This is a genomic window from Sphaerisporangium sp. NBC_01403 (assembly GCF_045040145.1).
Lineage (GTDB): Bacteria > Actinomycetota > Actinomycetes > Streptosporangiales > Streptosporangiaceae > Sphaerisporangium > Sphaerisporangium viridialbum.
In genome coordinates, this window is sequence record NZ_CP109534.1 from 5,659,986 (window position 1) to 5,676,784 (window position 16,799).

General features: G+C 71.7%; 11 protein-coding genes. 5 read left to right on the forward strand and 6 right to left on the reverse strand.

What is annotated here, in order from left to right:
* Positions 1 to 2 precede the first annotated feature (2 nt).
* From OG589_RS25235 to OG589_RS25245, 3 genes are all read left to right on the forward strand, one after another.
* The gene (locus OG589_RS25235; RefSeq protein ID WP_405140145.1) at positions 3 to 326 is read left to right on the forward strand and encodes a hypothetical protein; all 324 of its coding nucleotides are present in this window, start codon (positions 3 to 5) and stop codon (positions 324 to 326) included.
* Between the two features lie 103 nt (positions 327 to 429).
* The gene (locus OG589_RS25240) at positions 430 to 9,357 is read left to right on the forward strand and encodes a hypothetical protein (RefSeq protein WP_405140147.1); all 8,928 of its coding nucleotides are present in this window, start codon (positions 430 to 432) and stop codon (positions 9,355 to 9,357) included.
* A 32-nt stretch (positions 9,358 to 9,389) separates the two neighbouring features.
* Positions 9,390 to 9,914, forward strand: coding sequence for a hypothetical protein (locus tag OG589_RS25245; protein ID WP_405140149.1), 525 nt, complete (start codon positions 9,390 to 9,392; stop codon positions 9,912 to 9,914).
* Here the strand turns inward: OG589_RS25245 and OG589_RS25250 are convergent.
* Positions 9,911 to 10,531, reverse strand: coding sequence for a GNAT family N-acetyltransferase (locus OG589_RS25250; RefSeq protein ID WP_405140151.1), 621 nt, complete (start codon positions 10,529 to 10,531; stop codon positions 9,911 to 9,913). The two genes, OG589_RS25245 and OG589_RS25250, sit on opposite strands and share 4 nt — an antisense overlap.
* On the reverse strand, positions 10,528 to 12,000 hold the full coding sequence (locus OG589_RS25255; protein ID WP_405140153.1) for an APC family permease: 1,473 nt from the start codon (positions 11,998 to 12,000) through the stop codon (positions 10,528 to 10,530). The genes OG589_RS25250 and OG589_RS25255 overlap by 4 nt, the downstream gene beginning before the upstream one ends.
* 464 nt (positions 12,001 to 12,464) lie before the next feature.
* Between OG589_RS25255 and OG589_RS25260 the strand changes: the two genes are divergently transcribed.
* Both OG589_RS25260 and OG589_RS25265 read left to right on the forward strand, forming a co-directional pair.
* Positions 12,465 to 13,049, forward strand: a complete 585-nt coding sequence (locus tag OG589_RS25260) for a hypothetical protein (protein WP_405140155.1) — start codon at positions 12,465 to 12,467, stop codon at positions 13,047 to 13,049.
* A 78-nt stretch (positions 13,050 to 13,127) separates the two neighbouring features.
* The gene (locus OG589_RS25265; RefSeq protein ID WP_405140157.1) at positions 13,128 to 13,736 is read left to right on the forward strand and encodes a hypothetical protein; all 609 of its coding nucleotides are present in this window, start codon (positions 13,128 to 13,130) and stop codon (positions 13,734 to 13,736) included.
* On the opposite strand, the gene OG589_RS25270 is transcribed toward OG589_RS25265, so the two are convergent.
* From OG589_RS25270 to OG589_RS25285, 4 genes are all read right to left on the reverse strand, one after another.
* Positions 13,733 to 14,710, reverse strand: coding sequence for a hypothetical protein (locus OG589_RS25270; protein ID WP_405140159.1), 978 nt, complete (start codon positions 14,708 to 14,710; stop codon positions 13,733 to 13,735). The two genes, OG589_RS25265 and OG589_RS25270, sit on opposite strands and share 4 nt — an antisense overlap.
* The gene (locus OG589_RS25275) at positions 14,707 to 15,123 is read right to left on the reverse strand and encodes a hypothetical protein (protein ID WP_405140161.1); all 417 of its coding nucleotides are present in this window, start codon (positions 15,121 to 15,123) and stop codon (positions 14,707 to 14,709) included. The genes OG589_RS25270 and OG589_RS25275 overlap by 4 nt, the downstream gene beginning before the upstream one ends.
* Before the next feature lie 131 nt (positions 15,124 to 15,254).
* Positions 15,255 to 16,361, reverse strand: coding sequence for a transglycosylase SLT domain-containing protein (locus OG589_RS25280; RefSeq protein ID WP_405140162.1), 1,107 nt, complete (start codon positions 16,359 to 16,361; stop codon positions 15,255 to 15,257).
* Positions 16,358 to 16,663, reverse strand: coding sequence for a hypothetical protein (locus OG589_RS25285; protein ID WP_405140164.1), 306 nt, complete (start codon positions 16,661 to 16,663; stop codon positions 16,358 to 16,360). Before OG589_RS25285 ends, OG589_RS25280 begins: the two co-directional genes overlap by 4 nt.
* Between the last annotated feature and the right edge of the window lie 136 nt (positions 16,664 to 16,799).

Genomic DNA, 16,799 nt, shown 5'->3' on the forward strand with positions numbered 1-16,799 from the left:
ACATGCCTGACTACGTCGACATCCACAAGAGCCCCGCGCACCTCGGCATATCCCGGCTGGGTACCACGACATCGGACCTCACCACGCTGTGGAGGGAGCGCTCGGCGCGGCTCCAGCAGCTCGTCGCGGCGTCGCCCTGGGGACGCGACTCCGCTGGCAGCGCCTTCGAGGCCGCGTACAAACGGACGGGCGGCGCCGACGACATGGTCAGGAAAGGCGACGGCGTCATCGACGACCTCGGCGGCCTGTCCGGGAAGGTGCGCACGGCCGTCACGAGGACCGACGACACCGACCACGGCGGGGCCGCGACGATCAAGAGCATCTGACCGGGTTCTGCGAACCCCTTGAGGATGAGGCCGGCCGGGGGCGCCGGCCGCGAGGGCGCCGGCCACCCGGCGCCCGCCCAGCAGACGACGAGATCGGGGTGACGTGGCTCAGAGCACTGGCGTCAACGTCAATCCGAACACCCCCTCGGGGCAGTCGTCCATCGTCGGGGGCGGCAGCTCCACCACCGACGTCGAGCCCGCGTGGGGCGAGTCCCTGCCCGGCTGGGCCGACACGCTCATCTCCCTGCTGGCCTCCGGGCAGAACTGGCCGGAGGCCAGCGAGATCCGCATGTGGGCGATCGCCAAGGAACACGAGGAACTGGGCGTCGCCCTCTGCGGTTCCACCGATCCGATCGTCGGGGCGATCAAGGCGGTTCTGGACGGATGGGACGTGCCCGCCACGCCCATGTTCCTGCGCGACGCCGAGCGGCTCCTCTCCCAGGACTCCGGGCTCAACGCGCTCGGGGTCGAGAACCTCTACAAGGCCCTGCAGGCGGACAACTTCGCGCGGGAGACGCAGTACTCCAAGATCTCGATCAACGTGGCCTTCTGGATCGCGATCATCGCGGCGTTCATCGCCTTGCTCACCGCGTTCTTCACCGCCGGGGCGACCACTCCGATGGTCGGGCCCATCGCCGCGTCGGCGCGCGCGGCCATGGCCCGGATCCTCCAGAGGCTCACCATGGTGGCCGGGCGCGAGTTCGGCACCGGCATGGCCACCAGGCTGGCCGCCACGAACGGCCTCACCCAGACCGGCGCCGCGACCCTCGTCCGTACGATCCTCGGCAGCCACCTCGGCAGGGAGTTCGTCGAGGAGGTCAGCGAAGAGGTCACCATCGACTACTGGACCCAGCGCAAGCAGAAGGAACTGGGGTCGATCACGAAGTGGAACTGGGACAAGACCATGGGCTCGGCGATAGGCGCGGCCGGCGGCGCGTGGGTCGGCACGAAGCTCGCGGGCCCGCTGTCCAGGTTCAGCGACAGGGTGCCGCTTCTCAGGGCCCTGAACAACGCGGGCGGGACGGCCCCCGGCTTCGCCAACGCCTTCGCCCGCTTCCCGGGCCGGGCGATGCAGACCGGCCTCAACAACATGGCCGCCTCCCCCTTCGGCAGCGCCGTGGCTCAGATGCTGGTCTACGGGGAAGGCCCCCTGCAGGCCCTCAAGCAGTCGTTCACGCTGGAATCTGTGGGCGGAGCCTTCATGGGGGGCGCGGGCCGCACCAACACGATCAGCCCCTTCAACCCGGCCGTCGCCCAGGCCGCGTTCCACCCCCTGGCGAGCCTTCAGGCCGCCAACGTGGCCAGCGGGCTCACCGACCTGTCCCGGCTCGCCAACGCCGGGTACGCGCCACCCGCCGCGCCTCCGGACGGCGGCGCGTCCTCCTCCGGCGACGGCTCCCCCGGGCCATCCGGCCCGGCGGGCACGCCCGCCACCGCCACGCAAGGCGCCGCCCCCCAGGTGACCGTCCCGCACGGGACCGGCTCGCAGGTGAACGCGACGCACGGCGCGGCTCCCCAGCCGACCGTCCCGCACGCGACGGGCGCCCCGGCGGGCACGCAGGCTCTGTCGGGGAGTACGGCGAACGGGCAGAGCACCGCGAACACCGGGCCCCACACCCCGCCGGCCCCCACCTCGAACACCACGGCCCCATCGGGCTCCACCTCGAACACCAGCGCCACGCCGGCCACCCCCCAGAACACCACCGCGGCTCCGCCCACCACGCCGGGCCCCGCGACCGCGCAGAGCGGCGTCCCGCACGGCGCGGCCGACGTGACCTCCCCGAACGGCGCGAACGCGCAGACCGCGCAGGCGGCTCCCCCTGCCAACGCGCCCGCACCCCAGTCGGCGGCCACGGCCGAGACGCAGGCCACTCCCCCGACCCAGACCCAGACCGCACCGCAGGCCCAGGCACAGGCCACACCACAAGGCGAGGCAGCGTCCCAGGCACAGAACGCGTCCCAGAGCCAGCCCGCCAACCAGACCCAGACCACGCCGCAGGCGCAGACCGCCGCTCAGAGCCAGACCGCCACCCAGACCCAGAACTCAACGCAGACCCAGAACTCAACGCAGACCCAGAACTCAACGCAGACCCAGACCGCGCCACAAGCGCAGACCGCTGCCCAGGCGCAGAGCGCGCCGCAGGTGGCGGCGCAGGTGGCGGCGCAGGTGGCGGCGCAGGCACAGGCCGCGGCGCCGGGAGTGACCGTGACGCAGGCCGCGGCCCAGGTGGGCGGGCCCGCGACCATCTCCATAGGCGCGGCGCTCAACGGCACCCCGGACGCGCACACCACCGTCGCCCCCGTACCCGCGTCCGCGAGCCACCCGGCCCCGGCCCGTCCCGCGGGGCACGGCACCGGCCCGGGCCGTTCCGCACGGAACACCTCCGGCCCCGGCCGCTCAGGCCCGCACGGCGCCGACGGCGGGTCGCGACGGCCCAACGTCGGAAGGCGGACGGTACGGGCCGGCACGGTCACGGCCGAGGAGATCGAGGGCACCGGCTTCCGGCCGGACGCCCGCCCGCGGGGCACGCGGCTGACCCTCGCCGAGGTCCCCCCCGCCCTCGCCGACCTGCAGGCCTCGGACTTCCGGCACGGCATAGGCGTGCGCGAGGTGGGCGTGCTGCCCGACGGCTCGGCCTACTGGGTGATGACCGACGACGGGAACGTCCATCACTTCGACGTCTCGGTCGGCAAAGTGTCCAGGCTTCGCCTGGGGAGGCTGTGGGGTCGCCGGTTGCTGGCCCGGACCAGGGTCCAGGCCGGAACGGTCGACCGGCCGCACCAGGTGCGCCTGGCACCCGGAATCCATCCGAACCAGGTCGCGCGGGTGCTGCTCCATGAGACCACCGACGCGCTGCAACGGAGGGCGGCGGTCGATGCCCGCGCGCCGCAGGGTGTCATCCGCGGCCGCCTCGCGGCGGTCAACCCGTTCCACGGCCATGTCGAGGGCAACGACGAGTGCGTGTCGGCCCGGAGGAACGAGGTCGCCTACCTCGTCCGCAAGTGGGAGCAGGCCCGCACGCCCGACGAGCGGCGGGATCTCCGGCGGGAGGCCGAGGCGGCGGCGCGCGACATCGAGAGGCGCGGTCACGTGCCCCCGGTGCTCCCGTGGAGCGCGGGCCCGCCCGCGTCCCCGGATCTCGTACGGGTGCGGGCGCTGGGCCGGTCCATGGCGGACGCGGCGACGGCACTCGGCGAACGCGTCACGGCCAAGCGGGAGAACGCGGAGGCGGCCAGGGAGAAGGGCCGCGAGGCCGGCGAGAAGCGGGACAAGGCGACCAGGGACCGGGACCAGGCCTCGGGGGAACGCAGGCGCAGGGCCGTCGCGGAGGCCGACGTGGCCAGGGACCAGGAGCGCCGGCAGACGCGGATGGCCGAGGCGTACGAGAGGGCGCGAGGCCGCGCCCGGGACGCCCGCGCCGCGTACGAGACCCTGGCGGACGCCATGGCACGGCTGGAGGCGGAGCGGGACCCGAACCTGCTCGCGCCCCTGGCCGACGACGTGGCCCAGGCCAGGCTCGCGGCGGAGTCGGCCGACGGCGCCTACCGCAAGGCGCTGGAAGAGGCCCTGCCGCCGCGTGCCGCACTGACCTCCGCCGCGCCGGACGGCGACCTGCCCAACATGGCCGCCCTGACCGACAGGGTCAACGCCATGCTCGTGGCCAGGGGCATCGACGACGCGTTCACCCGCGCCCGGCTGGAGAACATCCTGGTCGCCGACTTCGACCAGGTGGTGTCGGAGGAAGGCCTGACGGTGCGGGTGGGCGACGCCCATCCGGGGGAGCTGCGCGTCAGGCTGCGCGTGGGCGCGCTGCTCGAAGTGCTCGACCCCGATCACCGGCCGTCGGAGTTCATCCGCGCCCGGCTCGCCCAGGGCGGCCCGTCGATGGGGACCTCCTCCGCCCACAGGTTCGGCCAGTCGTACGGGCCCAATGTGATGCGCTACATCAAGCCGTTCCTCATGGGCCTGCCGGAGAACAACCTGACCGTGCCGTTGAGGTGGTTGGGAGAGCACGGCGTCCTGGAGGTCAACTTCTCCAACGGCCGGCACGAGTCGACGAGTGGCAGTTCGGAGAAGTACGCGGTCGGCGACGCCAGCGGCGTCACCGACAACCGTGGCGAATCGCTCGTCTACACCGTGGAGGACGCCGAGTACGAGGTCGAGGTCCGCACGGCGAGCGACGGTGACGGCACGGCGAGGAGGCCGCAGGTGGAGCGGGTCGCCGCCACCGAGGATGGGACGGGGCTTCGGCTGGTGCTGTCGCACTCGTTCTCCCAGGCCGCCCCGGACTCGACCATCCGGCTGCCGGACGGGCTCACCCGGCGGGAGGGGTTCCCGAGGCACGTGGTCCTCAGCGCGACCGGCCTGGGACCCCTGGTCGCCGAGACCGCCGCCGCCCTGGGGTCCCAGGCCAGGGTGGGCAGCGTGGCGCGCGACGACATCCGCCAGATGCTGACCCAGGTCGTGACGAGCCGGCTCGGCGAGGCCATCAACAACCCGGCGGGGCTACCCCCGAGGGTCATCACCGACGGCACGCGCCCGGTGGCGGAGATCGAGGTGGTCGCGAGGCTCCGGACGGTGCCCGACGCGTCCGGTGTGCGCCGTCCGGCCGTGACCCCGGTCGGAGTCGCCAGCGCCGAGGACTTCCAGGAGGCGTTGCGCATTGAGCACTCCAGCGTGTCGGTCACGCAGTCGTCCGGACGCTCGAACAGCCTCGGCGGCGCCGTCGGCGTCGCGGCCCTGGACGAAGAGAGCATGCCGCTGCTGGACGACGACATGGTCCCCAAGGCGACGGTCGGCACCGGGCGGGGGCGGTCGAGATCGGAGTCCTCCTCGGCCACCGTGGGAACGTACAAGGTCAGCGTGCAGCGGGCGATGTACGGGGAGGGGTACCAGGCGGAGATCGAGCTGGAGATCAGGCTGCGCCCCATCAGCAGGGCCGGTCAGCTGGGCGCGCCGATCGTGATCTCGGGCGACGTCAGCGCTCTGCTCAGGACTCCGGTGTGGCACGCGTACCGCTCGGGGTGGCCGGTCGACGCGGCGGCGGTCTCGCATGACGAGTCCGGCGTGCCGCTCACGCACCCCGACGGCTCGATGGCGGTGCGGGACGAGATCGTCCCTGAGGCGCCGCCCAAGCGGCTGGCCGAGCCGCCGGTGTGGAGCGGCGACGGTCCAGGCAGGTTGCGGGGAGTCGGCCCGGGCCTGGTGCAGGACATGACCGGGCTGCCGGAGGTCCTGAGGCTCACGGAGAATGCGCTGCGCGCGCTGGACGCCGACTACCTGCCCCCGCTGAACGCCGCGGGGAAGCCCGACCCGTCACTGACGCGGGATCCCCTGACGCGCGCCTCCCAGGAGGCCAACCAGAGGAAGCTCACCGACGCGATCGCCGCCGTGCGCCAGGAGGCCGGCATCAACCAGGCCACTCAGGGAGGCACCCTGGTCCACCTGGAGCTCTCGGGGCTCAACCGGCAGACCAGGCACGTCCCCCTGCTGGTACCGCTCAACGAGATCGGCTCCGGCTACCGGGGCCTGGCCCCGCTGGAGGGGATGGCGAACCTCGACATCGCGTCCGACACCACCGGCAGGGCGAGCGGGGAGAGCAGGAGCACGCCGCTGGAGGCCAAGGCGGGCATGCGCATGGAGGCCCACGACCAGGACGCCATGTTCACCGGCGCCGAAGGCAGGGGGAGCCGGGGAACCAGCCACGGAGCCGAGGGCTCCGTCGGCAACACCACCAACGACGTGAAGCTCGTGGAGGCGAAGTCGGCGCTCGGGACGTTCGCCAAGCGGTACGAGGTGAGCGTCTTGATGATCAACGAGGACGGCTCTCTGCGGCCGCTGATCGCACCCCAGGAAGTCCGGGCGGACGTCTACTGGCCCTCCGACATGCTGCCTCCCGCCACTGCCGCCGTCGCCCCCCTCACCCAGTCGGTCAGCCAGGTCGACACCCTGGAGGAGATGCGCCGGGGAGGCCTCCTCGGCCTGGACATCGGCCCCATGCTGGCGGAGGTCGTGCCGAGGCTCCCGAAGACGATGCGACCGGGCACCGCCGCGTTCGTCGAGGTGATGAACCTCCTCACCTCGGAGCACCTGCTGGCCCACTCCGAGATGTTCGTCACCGGCCACGGCATCTCCATCCCCGTGCACCCGCAGGGCCCGGGAGGCCTGCACGCCACGGTGACGGTCCGCGCGTTCGTGACCGGCCCCTCCACGCCCGTCGGCAACCCCGATCTGGTGAGCCTCGACATCCTCTTCGGGATGGGCAGCGACGGTGTGACCCGCAGCACCGGAAGCAACGTGGCGACCGGCGGCTCCGCCGGGGCCGGCGTGCACCAGCAGGGCGCGCCGAACGCCTCCGGCGGCGTCGACACCTCCGTGTCCGGGAACTCCGGGGCGTCCGCGACGGACCTGTCGATCTACGGTGACGAGCGTCTGCACGTCAAGCAGGGCGTCGAGCGGCTGCACACGGCGCCCGTCCGCTTCGAGATCACCGTGGAGGGGCGCGGCACCGACGCCCCGGTGAAGATCGGCGTCGACGGCACGGCCCTGTACCGGCAGTCAGAACGCCGCGCGCTCATGCTGTACGCCAACGGCGAGCAGCCTCTGTCACTGGACGAGGCCGCCGACGCGATGGAGCGGTTCCTCAACGGCGAGCTCAAGCTCGATCGCCGGGTCGCCGTCCCCTTCGTCCGCCGCTACCTGGACCACCTGAACGAAGCCCGCAAGTCGGGCGACCCGATCCCCCAGCTCGCCAATGGGCAGCGCCGGCTTGAGATGCTGCGACGGCTGGCCCCCCTGATCGGTGACCCGAGCCTCCCCGACCGAGCGGGCCCGAGGCCCGACAAGCAGCTGACCAGGACGCTCAGCAAGGCGAAGGACCTCGCGAACCTGGAGCCGGAGGTCTCACTGCCCGAGCACCTCCACCGGGGGGTGGGCCAGACCAAGTTCGGCAGGGTGCTGCTCACCCGGAACGGTGAGGTGGTCGAGCTGCTCAACGAGATACGCAAGGCGCTCCAAGGCCACTCACCGGGGGTCCTGAACACCGACCCGGCGCTGGGCCCCGGCCTGTCGGCCGTCCTCGCGGCGGACAAGTGGCTGGGGAACATCGACGAGATCCTCAGGCCGGGCGGGTTCGAGCTCTCCTTCCCCGTGCGAGTGGGTCCGCACCTCACCCAGCGGCTCACCGTGCGGCTGAGAGCGGAGTACGAGGGCGAACCGCGGTGGCTCGGCTTCCTGCCGGACGACGGCCTGATCCGCCAGGCGTACGGGTACGACCAGCACGAGCGATCGGCCTCCGCCGGCGTCACGGCCGGCGGCAAGGTGAGCACCAGCGGCAACTCCGAGGACGTCTCCGGGGACGGAGGCGTCGGCACGGACCGCAACCACGGCCGCTCGGTGTCCCACGGCGACCTGCAGAACGAGCTCGACCGCATGGCCACGTACTCGGGAATGCACGTGATCGGCACGAGGCTCCGGCTCACCGCCGAGCTGGAATGGTCGGACGCCTTCGGGGGGCCGGTCGAAGGCGGGGTCAACCGCGTGGTCAACGCCGTGCCCGCGGGGCCCCTCACCCCCATCGTGTTCACCGTGGACGCCGAACGGCTCGTGCCCAACGGGCTGGTCGGTCCGGCGGGGGTCCCCGCCGTGGGGCAGGTGGCACCGGATCCACGGGCGCTCACCCTGCCGCCCCGGTTCCAGGTGGAAGGGCTGGACATCGGCGAGCTGGAACAGACCCTCAGCGACTGCTTCACGGACGAGGGCCTGCTCACCAGGTCGGACATGGAGAAGCTCGCGCCCAGGCTGAAGCAGGAACTGTCGCACAAGAAGCTGAGCGCGAGATTCGCCCACATCGCGCGGTTCGGCGGGGAGGCGACCGTCCGCCTGCCGAGGCCCGGCCACCCGAGGCAGGAGGTGCGGGTCACCCTCGCGGCCAGGGTGACCGAGCCGCGCGTCATCGTCAGCGGACGCCAGGACGTGGAGCACGGCCAGGCCACGCGGCACCAGGAGATGCGCAACGTCAACCGGAGCACGAGCCATCTGCTGCCGCTGGGCTGGGACGCGGGACCGGACTTCTCCTACGATGGAGAGGGAGCGGTGAACACCGACTACGCCTACGGGGAGCACGCCTCGGCGAGCGCGGCGATGAGCGACGGCGTCCGCAAGGAGGAGACCGCCTCCTACATGGGCGAGGGCGGCACGGTGGCGACGCGGGTGGACTGGGACGCCACCGTCGAACTGGTGACTTACGACCGCCACGGGAACGAACAGGTCGTCAAGACCTTCACCCGCACCGCGACGGGCACGGCGGACCTCAGCATGTCGCAGCGCCATCTGTCCGAGATGCTGGCCCGGCCGGACGACACGGCCCCGCCCACCTCGCCGGAGCGGCCGAAGGGCTGGCCGAGGCGTGTCGCGCTGCCCGATCTGCTCGCCGCCGCGCAACGGGACCCCGCCTTCGACCCGGCCGACCCCTACCCGGCGATGGCCTCGGTCCTGCGCGGGGGAACCTCCGGCGACCGGCGGCAACCGGTCTTGCTCACCTCGGCGGCCACCGCGACGTCCCCCGTCTCGGCGCTGACGGACGCGCGGTTGCTGGCGCGGCAACTCGGCGCCGACGTCCACCTGTACCTGCGGGACGGCGGCACCACCCACCACTACCAGGCCGCTCCGGACGGCGCTCTCCACAGCACGGACGACAGTGACTTCGCCTCGGCGTTCGCCTCGCTGCCCACCCGGCTGCTCCCGCTCGTGGAAGGACTCCAGGTGGACCTGCGCGAGGTCTTCCGGGGGATGCCGCGAGGCGCCGACTTCGCCGAGGTGGTACGCGAGCGGCTGGTGGCGCTCGGCAGGCAGGTCACCGATCCGGCCGCACCATGGCCGACGAGCCAGGACATCGGCACGCACGGGCAGCCCCCCGCGGTCGGCACCACCTACCAGGGGGGCGGCGGCGCCACGGGCCTCGGCGGCTCGCCCGCCACCGGCCAGGGCGGCGGGGGCGCCACCGGCCTGGGCGGAGCGGGCGGGCCGTAAGGTCGCCTCATCAAGTCGAACGGAGGAACGCGATGCCATTCTCGGTGGCGAGGACCCGGGACGAGGCGCATCTGTACCTCGACCTGAACCCCTGCGAGGAGTGCGGCTCTGCCGACACGACCTGGGAGAACGGCGTGGTGGACGTCGACGGCGAGCCGTCGGCCTGCTACGCCGGGGAGTGCGAGGGCTGCGGCGCGGAGCGCGAGTTCCTCTTCGGCCTGCCCGCGCGCGAGACCGCGCCGTCGGGGTTCCCGACGTTCGGCGGGCCGGAGCCGTCCGAGCTGCTGGACGCCGGGGAGTGGCTCTGGGTGGCCGACCTGACCGCGGGCGACGTGCCCGCCGGCGACGCGGACGCGGCACGGCGGGCACTGTCGATCGCGACGGCGGCGGTCGAGGAGGTCGTGAAGTTCATTCCGCCCGGGGAGCGGGAGGTTCCCGGAGACGCCTTCTGGTCCGATCGCGGACAGCAGGTGCGCGCGGCCGAGCCCGGCAGGTTCCAGCTGGAACGGCTGCTGATCGTGCGCGACACCTACCGCAGGCTCTCCGCCGAGCTCTAGCCCGCGGCATCGCCGCCGGCCGGTCCGCCGTCGCGCGGGAGCGGCGCGCGCCACATCGGGTACATGACCGGACCGCCGGGCAGCCGCAGCAGCTCCGGCAGGTCCACGTAGCCGTGCCGGAGGTAGAGCCGGCGGCTCGCCGCACTGCTGGCCTCCAGGTAGGCCGGCGTCCCTTGGGCGTCGAGCCGCCGGTGGTGCTCCTCCAGCAGCAGGCTGCCGAGGCCGCGGCCGGTCCGCCCGCGCACCAGGGCGATGAACGCCAGGTAGTGGTGCGGCTCGTGCGGATGGAGCTTGTCCATCCGCTCGCCGAGGATGCCGAAGCGTTCGGCGTGTTCCCCGGCGAAGGAGGCGATCGCCTCCTCCTGGCCGGGGATCTCGGGGAACGGCGCGGTGAACCAGACCGCGACCCCGGCGAGCTCGCCGGACTCGTGGATCCCGTAGATGACGCCGTGGTCGAGCGCGTGCGCGGCGTGCATGGTGAAGAACCGCCGCTGGATCGGCAGCCGTTCCGCCACCGGCGGGATGAGCCAGCTGGTGATCGCGTCGGGGCTGAACGTGTCGGCGATGAGCTCCCCGGCCGCCGCCGCGTCCGTCATCCGGCTGATCTCGGCCGTCACTTGGAGCCTCCGGTGACGGCCTGCGCGCCGAAGCCGATGTTGGCGTACACCTCCGGCCTGGTCGCCTTCAGCACACGAGCCCACACGACGCCGAAGACGATCGCGACGACGAAGATGCCCGGCAGGATCCAGCGGATGACCGAGTCGGGCGCGACGCCGAGGACGGTGTCGAAGTTGAACAGCGTCAGCCCGATGATCACGCACAGCGCCACGGCCGCCAGGGCCGGGGCGACGCGCGTCCGCCACGCCGTCTCCCGCGAGGGGTTCCGTGCGAAGAACGCGATCACCGCGATCGAGGTGACGGTGAGCAGGGTCAGCAGCCCGAGGCCGCCGAACGCGCCGAAAGTGAAGAACAGCTTCGTGACAGGATCGAGGCCGAAGATCGCATAGATGATGATCACGATCAGCCCGAGCACCGTCTGCAGCACCGATCCGGCCACCGGAGCGCCGGTGCGGGCCGAGGTGCGCCCGAACACCGAGGGGAGCACGTTCTCGCGGCCCAGGGCGAAGATGTAGCGGGCCGTGGTGTTGTGGAAGGCGATCATGCAGGCGATGCTGCTGGTCACGAACAGCACCGAACCGACCGTCGCGACGGTGGAGCCGAGGTGGGTCGCCGCCTGGTTGAAGATCAGCGCCGGCCCCTGCTCGGTCGCGGCCTTGACGATCCCGCCCGCCCCGGTCGGCACCGTCTGGGCCCAGGCGGAGATCGCGTACAGAATCGCGATGATGGCGATGCCCACGTAGGTGGCGATGGGCACGGTCCTGTCGCGGTCCTTGGACTCCTCGGCGAAGACGACCGACGACTCGATGCCGGCGAACCCCGCGACGACGGTGGCGAGCGCGGCGCCCACCCCCGGCACGAACAGCGAGCCCGGGCTGAAGCCCTCGAAGCCGATGCCACCCGGGGCGGCGTTGACCAGGTCACCGATGTCGAACACCAGGACGACGGCGATCTCGCTGACCAGCAGGACGGACAGGATCCTGCCGTTGACGTCCACCCGCAGCAGGCCGAGCAGGCCGGTCAGCGCCCACGCCACCAGCGCGATCACCCACCACGCGGGCGAGGCGCCGAACCAGTCGGTGAGCAGCGGCTCGGCCGCCGACCCGATGATGCCGTAGAGGCCGAGCTGCAGCGCGTTGTAGGCCAGCAGCGCCACCCACGCGGTCGCCACCCCCTGCGTCCGGCCGAGCCCCTGGGCGGCATAGGCGTAGAACGCGCCCGCGTTCACGACGTGCCTGGCCATCGTCACGTACCCGACGGCGAAGAGCGCGAAGATCGCGCCCAGCATCAGGAACGCGAACGGCACCCCGATGACGCCCGTCACCGTATACGCCGTCGGGACCGAACCCGCGACGACCATCAGCGGCGCCGCCGCGGAGACGACGAAGAACACGACCGATGGGACGCCGAGCCGATCCTTGGCCAGTGCGGCGGAAACGGCGCTCGGCCGTTGCTCTGTGAGGGACATCCGGCACTCCGTGAGATGGGGGGCTGGTCACGTTGTCGTGCATGACAAAGGACAGGCCGGCGGCGGGCTCGAAAGATCACCTTCAGCCACGAACGGCGATGATATAGGCGAATTGTTGAATTTGTCATCGATGACATTGTCATCGCCAGGGAACAACGCGTCTGACGTCCCTCAATGCAGATATCTACCGCATCGTTCCCCTGCGATTTACGGCATTACATCCTATTTTGGACAAACTAAAAACAGGGTTATGTCAACTCGGGCGCGAAGGAAGGGTGGGTCCACGCCATTCCGATGGCCCGCAGAGGTTTCCTCCTGCGTCCGCGTGACGGGCGCTCAGATGGTGAGCGTCACCGGAGTCGCACTCTGGACTTCCGGCGACCCGGCCATGGGCGCGGAGGCGGCGAGACGTTCCGATATGGTCGAGGGCGTCCGCGCCCGGTCGAACGAGGGAGTCACCGCCCATGCTCCGCGCGAGAACGCTGGTGGAGGCCTTTCTCTACATCGACCTGACCGTGGCGGCCGGCGACGAGGAACCTCCTGAAGACTTCTCGGCCAGGCGGTGGACCACGCTGACCGAGGGTCCGGAGACGTGGACGCTGCGGTTCGACGGCCCGGACACCGGACGGCGCCACCTCATCGAGATCCTCGTGCCCTACCAGACCGAGTCCGAGGCACGGCGCGACCGCCTGCGCTTCGGGCCGGGCGTCTCCGAGCTGATCGACGCGGGCCAGTGGCTGTCGATCAGCCTGGTGTACGCGCAGCGGGCCCTGAGCGCGGACCTCTCGTACGCCGCGGCTCCCGGCGACGAAGAGGGCTTCGCGGACGCCGTCCTCAACTGGGAGTTCGCCAGGGACGCCGCCGCGGAGGCGGCGAAGTTCCTCCCCCCGGGAGGCGGCGAGGTGCCGCCCGAGGCGTTCTGGACGGAGTCGGGCGCGGCGAGGCGCGCGGAGGACCCCGAGCGGTTCACCCGGTCGCGGCTGGAGGACGACATCGCCTTCTACCAGGAGAGCATCGACCAATTCACCGGCATGTTCGGCGACCGCTGAGGGCGGGCGCACCCGGCGCGGAACCCGGCCGATATCGTCGAAGGCACCCGGGCACGGCCGGCGAAGGGAGTGGACACCATGTCATCGCTTCTCGCCAGGACGCTCGTGGAGGCCTACCTGTTCGTCGACCTCACGGCGATGGCCTCCGAGCGGGACGACGCGCACGAGCCGGCCCGCGACTACGAGGCCCACACCAAGCTCTCCGAGAGGTCGGGCGCCTGGCGGCTGCGCTTCGACGGGCACGGCCTCGGCCTTGCGCTCGCCTTCGAGGTTCTCGTGCCCTACGAGAGCGAGTTCCAGGCCAGGCGTGAGCACCTGCGGTTCGGGGACGGGCCCTCTCGGCTGATCGACGCCGGGCAGTGGCGGGTGGTCAGCGCGGGGTACGCCGCGCGGGCCATGGCGGACGATCTCCGCTACCGCGAGGGGTCAGGGGACTCGTCGTTGCTGGAGAGCGTGGTGCTCGGGTGGGAGTCCGCGCGGGACGCCGTCGCCGAGGTGGCCAAGTTCCTCCCCGAGGGCTCGGGCGAGGTGCCCGCCACCGCGTTCTGGTCCGACATGGGAGAGGCTGCGCTGCGTGACGAGCCTGAGCTGTTCACGCGGGAGGCGGTGGAGGGCGACGTCGCCTTCTTCCAGCGGAGGCTCGACGACCTCGCCGGCCCGCCCCCCGAGGAGCACGGCGAGGGCTAGGAGGGCTTGATGGCCCGCACCCCGTGGATGAACGGCTTGGCGAGGTAGGTCTTCCAGTCGAAGTCCGGGTCCGTCGGGTTCTGCTCGATGCTGTCGACGGCGCTGTAGGCGGACGAGCCCGCCATGCGGCCGAGGAAGTCCACCCAGCGGCTGTTCTCCGGCAGGAACTTCGGCATCTTGACCAGGTCCCCGACCGCGTTGAAGGCCATGTTCGCCCCGAAGCCCTGCGCGAACTGGACGGCGTTCAGCTCGGCCGAGAGCACGTCCCTGCCCTTGAGGTCCTTGCGCACGCCGGACAGGGCGAAGATGCCGGCCTGCAGCGCCTGCTGGATCCCCGCGTAGGTGATGCTGTCGAGGGTGTAGTAGAAGGCGTTGTAGACGATCTTCTCCACGCTGAGCCGGAAGATCTTGAGCTGCGACTGGGCGAGCTTCTTGAAGAACGTCTTCATGATCCGGTCTTCCACCATCTTGCCGACCCCCGCGGTGGTCCAGCCGTACATGGAGGTGAACAGCATGTTCGCCCAGAGCTGGACCGCCATCACGACCAGCACGTGGCGGATCGTCTCGACCGCGTCGGCGTACGACCGGCACCCGGCGGCGACCTTCCGGCAGTAGACCGCCACCTCCGGGGGGTAGTCGGCGAAGCCCTTCTGGGCCCTCGGGGCCGAGGCGGTGGCCCCGCCGGCCGTCCCCCGCCACAGCCGCTGGAAGGCGTCGATGCCCTCCCCGGAGTTGTCGCGCACCACCTGGGCCGCCGCGTCGTCCGCGGTGTCCAGGCCCTCCTCGATCTTCGTGGCCAGCCCCTCAAGGATGCCGGCGGCCTCCCGCAGGCCGCCCGGGTCTCCCTCGGGCCACTGGACCTCCAGCATCGCCGTGACGAAGGCCGCGTGGGTCACGACCCCCGCGGTCAGGGTCGTGGCGCCGGGATGGGCGCGGGCGACGCTCCTCAGGGCGCTGAAGGGAGCGGGGCTCACGCGAACTCGGCCTTCGTGGTCGGGACGGAGAGCTCACCGGCGTACACCGTCTTCATCAGCCCCTCGATGGTGGCGAAGTCGGCCACCTGGATGTTCGCCCCTGAGACGTCGACGTCGTCCCCGAGGCGCGTGAAGCCCTCCACGATGTTCCCGACGTGCCGCCTGATCTCCGACGTGGCCGCCTCGTAGCCCTTGTGGCCCTCGGTGCCCTCGTAGAACTTGTGGCCGTCCTCGTCGCCGCCCCAGAAGGCGCCCAGCGCGTCGAGGGCCGCCGTGGCAGCGGCGAGCGCGTCCCCCACGATGTCGCGGGCGGCGTGGAAGTCGCCCTTGCGCCTCTTCAGGCCGACCGCGCTCACGTCCGTCACGGAACGGCCGCCACCGGTCCGGCTCATGGAAAGGTCGTCTGGACTCATCAGCGAGGCTCTCCTCTTGCCGCAACCCTGACTGACAGCTCGAATGCTAGAAAGGCCGGGTTACCACGGATTTAAGGTGGAGTTTCTTCGCCGTACATCGCCAGGGTCCGCCCGCACCGGAGCGACCGCCGTCAGTACCCCACGTAGCCGGAGTTGTTCTTCGAGCCCACGACGCCGGGCACGTTGGAGACGGACCCATAGCGCTCGATCGCGTAACGCACGCCGGCGATGATGTTGTCCACCGGGTCGTAGATGCTCTTGTGCCCCGGGAGCGACCAGCGGTCGAACGTCGGGTCGATGGTCTGCATGAGCCCCTTGGACGGTGTCCCCGCCAACGCGTTGGAGTCCCAGTTGTTGATCGCGTTGGGGTTGCCGGCCGACTCGTGCTGGATGATCAACCAGATGTCATTGACGTTCATCTTCTCGACGGGGTAGCCGTGAGCCCTGAGGATCTCGACCGCCTGCTGGATCCAGTCGGCGACCTGCCCCTCCGGCGCGGGACCGCCGCCGGGCGGCGGGGGGCCGCTCGGCCCGTACCCCCCGAACCCTCCCCCGCCGCCAGGCGAGCCGCCGCCGGACGACCCGCCGCCGGACGTGCCGAAGAGGTCGGGGTCGATCTCGCTCTTGGGCACCGGCACCCAGTGGGTGGTGTGGCCGGGCCCGGGGACGAACGTCTGGTCGCCCGCGGCCGGGATGTCGGCGAACGTCGGCGAGATGGCGCCGAGCTCCTTGTCGATGTCGCCCTGGGCCGTCGAGAGCACCGTCTCGGCCGTCTCCACGTGCCCCCGCGCGAGGGAGACGGCATCGGCGACCTCTTGGGAGATGCCGGGTTCGAGCTCGTCCTCGGTGGCGTGGGGGTTGATCCTGCGGTACTCCGCGACCCAGGCGAGCACGTCGTCGCAGACCCCGTCGAGGTTCCGCTTCGCCGCCTCCACCGCGCCGGCGGCCGTGTCGAGGATGTTCGCGCAGTTGGCGAGCGCGTCGTGCAGGGCGTCGCCCGCGCGGCCGTACCGCCTCATGTACGCCACGAAGGCGTCGGCGGAGTCGCCCTTCCAGGCCGCGTCCACCAGGGTGACGGAGTTCCCGAGCACGCCGAGCTTCTCGACGGTGCTCGACGCGGCCCCGCGCCAGCGGGTGGCGACGGCCCTGATCGCGGCCGGATCGCCCTTGGCCTTGTCCACCAGCGACACCAGCGCCTGACCCCCCGGCAGCGCCGCCACGGCCCCCGTGTCGGTCATTTGGAGGGCAGCCCCTGCTCGGTGCCGTGCTCGGCGTTACGCACGTTGTCCTCGATGGTGTCCAGGGCGCGCTCCACGCCGTCGAGGCGGCTCTTCACCGTGCCCAGCTCGGCGTCCACGTGCCCCTCGACCCGGCCGATCGCGGCGGCCAGCGCCCCGGCGCCGGTCAATGTGCCGAAGACGGACGGCCCGGCGGCGTCCTTGGCCGGGAACTCGTCGCCGACGGCAGCGAGCTTGCCCCCCTGGACGTTCACCGCGACGCGGAGCTTCGCGAGCGCGTCGCGGTTCAGATCGATGCCCACCGGGACCGGCTCCCTCCGCCGTCACCGCGCAACCCCCTGCCCGGGCGCCATGGCCCGCGACCGGCTTCTCGCGAAGCCGCGGGCCAGGCATACCGGACAGCGATCATATCGAGCGAGTGGCGATCGTCACAGGGCT

What these genes read in the sequence shown, in the direction of transcription:
- OG589_RS25245 (WP_405140149.1), top strand. Translation starts at nt 9,390, where the DNA reads ATGCCATTCTCGGTGGCGAGGACCCGGGACGAGGCGCATCTGTACCTC.
- OG589_RS25255 (WP_405140153.1), bottom strand. Translation starts at nt 12,000, where the DNA reads ATGTCCCTCACAGAGCAACGGCCGAGCGCCGTTTCCGCCGCACTGGCC.
- OG589_RS25260 (WP_405140155.1), top strand. Translation starts at nt 12,465, where the DNA reads ATGCTCCGCGCGAGAACGCTGGTGGAGGCCTTTCTCTACATCGACCTG.
- OG589_RS25275 (WP_405140161.1), bottom strand. Translation starts at nt 15,123, where the DNA reads ATGAGTCCAGACGACCTTTCCATGAGCCGGACCGGTGGCGGCCGTTCC.
- OG589_RS25235 (WP_405140145.1), top strand. Translation starts at nt 3, where the DNA reads ATGCCTGACTACGTCGACATCCACAAGAGCCCCGCGCACCTCGGCATA.
- OG589_RS25265 (WP_405140157.1), top strand. Translation starts at nt 13,128, where the DNA reads ATGTCATCGCTTCTCGCCAGGACGCTCGTGGAGGCCTACCTGTTCGTC.
- OG589_RS25280 (WP_405140162.1), bottom strand. Translation starts at nt 16,361, where the DNA reads ATGACCGACACGGGGGCCGTGGCGGCGCTGCCGGGGGGTCAGGCGCTG.